The sequence below is a fragment of the Archangium sp. genome, assembly GCF_036388035.1.
Classification (GTDB): Bacteria; Myxococcota; Myxococcia; order Myxococcales; family Myxococcaceae; genus Archangium.
Map to the genome: position 1 here is coordinate 1 of NZ_DASVSO010000167.1, position 5,024 is coordinate 5,024.

Genomic DNA, 5,024 nt, shown 5'->3' on the forward strand with positions numbered 1-5,024 from the left:
GCGGCCGCCATCATCCACACGAGGCCGGGGCGCAGGGAAGGGGACTCCACGGCCGTCCCCTTACAACCCGAATCCGTCCCACACAAGCGCTCGGGGCTTGCGCGTGGCGAGGGCGGGCGGGAAGGATTCACGGCATGTCCGCTCCGTCCTACGTCCACGGCACCAGCACGACCCCGCTGCTTGGGGAGACCATTGGCCAGAACCTGCGGCGCACCGTCGAGCGCTACGCGGACCGCGAGGCGCTCGTCGTCGTCTCGCAGGGCTACCGGGCCACGTGGCGCCAGCTCTGGGACGAGACGACGCGGGTGGCCCTGGGCCTGCTGGCCTTCGGCGTGGAGAAGGGGGACCGGGTGGGCCTCTGGTCCCCCAACCGCTTCGAGTGGGTGGTGGCCCAGTTCGCCGCGGCGCGCATCGGGGCCATCCTCGTGAACCTCAACCCCGCCTACAAGACGGCGGAGTTGGAGTACGCACTCAAGCAGTCCGGCACCAGCGTGCTGCTGCTCTCGCGCGGCTTCCGCCAGTCGGACTACCGCAAGATGCTGGAGGAGGTGCGCCCCAACTGCCCCGCGCTGCGCGTCTCCCTGGTGCTGGACGAGGACTGGGCGCTGCTCCTCAAGAATGGCACCCACGTGAGCGAGCGCACGCTGGCGGACCGCGAGGCCTCGCTCCAGTTCGACGACCCCATCAACATCCAGTACACGTCCGGCACCACGGGCTTTCCCAAGGGCGCCACGCTCAGCCACCACAACGTCCTCAACAATGGCTTCTTCGTGGGCGAGGGGCTGCGCCTCGGGCCCGAGGATCGCGTCTGCATCCCCGTGCCCTTCTACCACTGCTTCGGCATGGTGATGGGCAACCTGGCCTGCGCCTCCCACGGCTCGACCATGGTGATTCCCGGCGAGGCCTTCGATGCCCTGGCGGTGATGCGGACGGTGGGCGCCGAGCGCTGCACCGCGCTCTACGGCGTGCCCACCATGTTCATCGCCGAGCTGGACCACCCGCGCTTCGGCGAGTTCGACTTCTCCACCCTGCGCACCGGCATCATGGCCGGCTCCCCGTGCCCCATCGAGGTGATGAAGAAGGTCCAGTCGCGCATGAACATGCGCGAGGTCACCATCTGCTACGGCATGACGGAGACCTCGCCCGTGTCCACGCAGAGCGCGCTGGATGATCCGCTGGACAAGCGCGTGGCCACCGTGGGCCGCGTCCACCCGCACGTGGAGGTGAAGATCGTCGACGCGGCCACGGGCGCGGTGGTGCCCCGTGGCACGCCCGGCGAGCTGTGTACGCGCGCCTACAGCGTGATGCTCGGCTACTGGAACAACTCCGAGGCCACCCGCACGTCCATCGACGCGGCCGGCTGGATGCACACGGGCGACCTCGCCACCATGGATGAGGACGGCTACGTGAAGATCGTCGGCCGCATCAAGGACATGATCATCCGCGGCGGGGAGAACGTGTACCCGCGCGAGATTGAGGAGTTCCTCCACACCCACCCCGCCGTCAGCGAGGCCCAGGTCATCGGCGTGCCCAGCGAGAAATACGGCGAGGAGGTGATGGCCTGGGTGAAGCCCAAGCCCGGCGCCACCCTCACCCAGGAGGAATTGGTGCGCTTTTGCACAGGCCGCATCTCCACCTTCAAGATTCCCCGCTACTGGAAGTTCGTGGAGGAGTTCCCCATGACGGTGACTGGAAAAATCCAGAAATTCCGCATGCGGGAGGTGGCGGTCTCGGAGCTGGGGCTGGAGTCCGCCGCGGCCATTCGCACCGCCTGAGCCCCGGAGGTGGGGTTTTGCGCTCTAATGCGGGTCCCCCCGCATCTCGCGGACGACCGAGCACTCGCTGGACCCCCCGCCAGGAGCCCCCACCGTGTCGATGCCCGCCACCTCCGTCCCCGCAGCGCCTCTATTGGAGCAACTCCTCACCCTCGCCACGCCCATGGACACGTGTCGCGGCATGTTCTTCAACGGCCTGCTCGAAGCCGTGCGCGCGCTCGGGGGCGAGGAGGCCCGGGCGAAGTGTTTCGCCGCCTCCGGCGAGAAGCGGTTCGTGGACTTCTTCAGCTACCCGGTGGCGGACTTCATCAAGGCCCTCTTCACGGCGGCGGACCTGCTCGGGCCGAGGCTCGGAGGACGGGACGCCGTCATGCGCCAGCTCGGGCGGCGGGCCACGGAGGACTTCCTGCACTCCACCGTGGGCAGGACGATGATGGCGCTCGCCGGGACGGATCCCCACCGACTGCTGGCCAGCTTCCCCAGCGCCTACCGGGCGTCGATCAGCTATGGCGATCGTTCGGTGGAGAAGCTGGGGGAGAGGCAGGCACGACTGAAGGCGCGCCGGGACTTCCTGCCCGTGGCCTACAACGAGGGCGTCCTCACCGCGGCACTGGAGCAGTCGACGGCCCGCGACCTCGTGGTGCAGGGGCGGCGGGTGGCCCTGCTCGATGTCGACTACGACATCGGTTGGAGCTGACGGCTGCTCCCTTGCTCCCACTCGCCGAGACATAATCGGCTCCCGACGCCCGTTGCGTGAGGATGGACCCCCGGCCTGACGGAGAGGAGAGGATGCCATGGGAGTGAAGCTGCTGCTGCCGGGCTGGTACGGAGGCGAGCTCACCGCACCCGAGGCGCCTCGGCCGTGGTTGCGCCGGGTGGAGCGCTGGGTCCGCGAAGCCGCCGAGGAGCTGCTGGAGAGCTCGCGCACCGCCGACAGTCCCCAGGGGCCCATCCTGTACCTGCGCCTGCACCCGGCCGCCGAGGAGGTGGCCATCGTGGCCGCCGGGCAGGGCCGGGTGGTCGTCTCGGCCAACACCTCTATGGTGGGGCCCGGCTACCACCGCTACCTGTGCGATCTGCTGCATTCCCTGGGGGAGGCGCTCCAGGTGGACTGGGCGGACCCGGCCCTCACCACCGTCGGAGTGGGGGACCCCACGGGGTACTTCCACAGCGGGGATGCGAGCGACATCGCCCCGCTCATGCTCGCCTGGCTGGCGGGCATGGCCGGGCGGGTGCTGGACTTCCGGAAGTTCGGCAACTCGGGGGCCACGTTGTCGCTGCGCTCCGGGCACGGCTTCGAATACCCCGGGGCCCTGCTCACGCCCCTGGGCCCTCGGGACGAGGCCTGGGTGCGGGCCGTGCACGAGGATCCGCTGCGCGGCCGGGACATCTTCCCGTGGTGGGAGCCTGGCCTGGGGGCCTCGACGCGGCTGGGCCGCGCGCTCAGCCGCATCTGGACGGACATGGTGTGGCGCCCGCCGCTGCTCGAGGAGGAGCGGCACCTGTTCCGCGACGTGGCCCGGCTGCTGGAGCTGGCGTGGCGGGAGGACCCCTCGCTGCCCTACCCATGGCGGGAGTGGCAGGAGGTGCTGGGGTTCCTCGGCATCGGGGGCACGCTGGCGGAGAAGGTCTCCGAGCGCGCCGCCGCGGCGCCGTCGGGCCCGCTCATCGGCTATCGCCGGGGCGCGGTGCAGGTGACGCTGCCCGAGGGCTGGGAGATTCGCATCCCGGGCTCGCTGGCCGAGCAGAGCCTCGCGGACGGCAGCTGGGTGGCGAGAGATCACCGGCGCAGCGTGCGCTTCGTGCCGCTGGCGGACGTGGGGGGCATCGCGCCGGGGCCCGAGGAGGAGCTGCCCTACGAGTTCCAGCACCACGGCGAGCGGGTGAGTGGACGGGCGACGCTGCAACTGGGGCCGGACGAGTGTCGGCTCACCGCGCTGTGCGAGGCCGGTGCGCACCGGGCGCTGTGCGTCGTCAGCTTCGATGACCCGGACGAGCAGGACTGGGCGCTGGGCACCTGGCGCTCGCTGGACCACGCCGCCGCGGCGTGAGCCCTGAAGTGGACGCCGCCCATGCCTGATGCGTCCACACTCGCCCAATGGGGCCTGCCGGGGCTCTTCCTCGTGGCGGTGGTGGCCGGCTCCATCCTCGCCGCTCCCTCCGAGGCGGTGCTGGCCGCGCTCGTCTACGGCGGGGTGCCGCTGGCGCCAGCCGTGGCGGTGGCCACCGGCGGCAACGTGCTCGGCGCCCTCACCGTCTACCTGCTGGGGCGCTGGGTGGTGAGAGGCGGAGGCGGCCCGGTGGGGCGCTGGGTGCGGCGCCGGATGGAGCAGGAGGGGCCTCGGCTGGAGCGGGCCCAGGCGCGGCTGGCCACCTGGGGCGCGCCCGTGCTCGTCTTCGCCTGGGTGCCCGTGGTGGGAGATGTATTCGTGCTCGCCGCCGGCCTCGTGGGGGTGCGCTGGCGGCCCTTCGTCGCCTTCGTCACGCTGGGCAAGGGGCTGCGCTACCTCTTTGTCGCACTCTCCGCCGCCGCGGCGCTCCGTGCTGGAATTTCACCGTGAGGCTGCGAGACGACGGGGGGCGAAATGGGCGATGATGGCGCCCGTCGTCCCCCTTCAGCGCCCGCCGTCGCGGGCAGGAAGTCTCGTATGTCCCAGCCCCCCCCTTCCTCGACGCGGACTGGCCCGAGGGCCTGGCTGTTGGTCCCGTTGCTCACCCTGGCCCTCGCCGCGTGCGGTGGCACCGCGGACCCGAGGGAGCCCTCGTCGGACGGGGACGTCTCCACCGCCGGGGCCTCGCTCACGGACGTGCGGGTGCGGCTGATGGCGGCGAACATCACCAGCGGCAACCTGCAGAGTTACGACCCCGGCCACGGCACCCGCATCTTCCAGGGCACCAAGCCGGACGTGGTGATGATCCAGGAGTTCAACTACGGCAACAACTCGGCCGCGGCCATCCGGGGCTATGTCGATAGCACCTTCGGCACGAGCTTCTACTACTACCGAGAGGGTGGGGGGCACATCCCGAACGGCGTCATCAGCCGCTGGCCCATCCTCGCCGCGGGCGAGTGGGACGACTCGTACATGACGGACCGTGATTATGCCTGGGCACGCATCGATATCCCCGGCCCGAAGGATCTCTGGGTGGTGAGCGTGCACCTGCTCACCGCGAGCAGCACCGTGCGCAACACCGAGGCGGGCAACCTCGTCAACTTCATCCAGGCCAACGTGCCCGCGGGCGACTTCCTCG

Annotated in this window: 5 protein-coding genes; all 5 read left to right on the forward strand. The window is 70.6% G+C overall.

Annotated features, from left to right (window positions below):
• Positions 1-134: 134 nt before the first annotated feature.
• Positions 135-1,775 (forward strand): AMP-binding protein, encoded by a 1,641-nt coding sequence (locus VF697_RS07425; RefSeq protein ID WP_331092797.1) that lies wholly within the window; start codon positions 135-137, stop codon positions 1,773-1,775.
• A 100-nt stretch (positions 1,776-1,875) separates the two neighbouring features.
• A complete protein-coding gene (locus VF697_RS07430; RefSeq protein ID WP_331092801.1) occupies positions 1,876-2,472 on the forward strand; it encodes a DUF2378 family protein in 597 nt (198 codons plus the stop codon).
• 97 nt (positions 2,473-2,569) lie between these two features.
• Complete coding sequence (locus VF697_RS07435; protein WP_331092798.1) at positions 2,570-3,826, forward strand: hypothetical protein; 1,257 nt, start codon at positions 2,570-2,572, stop codon at positions 3,824-3,826.
• A 21-nt stretch (positions 3,827-3,847) separates the two neighbouring features.
• Positions 3,848-4,336: a YqaA family protein gene (locus VF697_RS07440; protein WP_331092799.1), complete on the forward strand. Its 489-nt coding sequence runs from the start codon at positions 3,848-3,850 to the stop codon at positions 4,334-4,336.
• 87 nt (positions 4,337-4,423) lie between these two features.
• Positions 4,424-5,024: endonuclease/exonuclease/phosphatase family protein (locus VF697_RS07445; RefSeq protein ID WP_331092800.1), on the forward strand; the 601-nt coding region annotated here is incomplete at its 3' end.

What these genes read in the sequence shown, in the direction of transcription:
- VF697_RS07440 (WP_331092799.1), top strand. Translation starts at nt 3,848, where the DNA reads ATGCCTGATGCGTCCACACTCGCCCAATGGGGCCTGCCGGGGCTCTTC.
- VF697_RS07425 (WP_331092797.1), top strand. Translation starts at nt 135, where the DNA reads ATGTCCGCTCCGTCCTACGTCCACGGCACCAGCACGACCCCGCTGCTT.
- VF697_RS07430 (WP_331092801.1), top strand. Translation starts at nt 1,876, where the DNA reads ATGCCCGCCACCTCCGTCCCCGCAGCGCCTCTATTGGAGCAACTCCTC.
- VF697_RS07435 (WP_331092798.1), top strand. Translation starts at nt 2,570, where the DNA reads ATGGGAGTGAAGCTGCTGCTGCCGGGCTGGTACGGAGGCGAGCTCACC.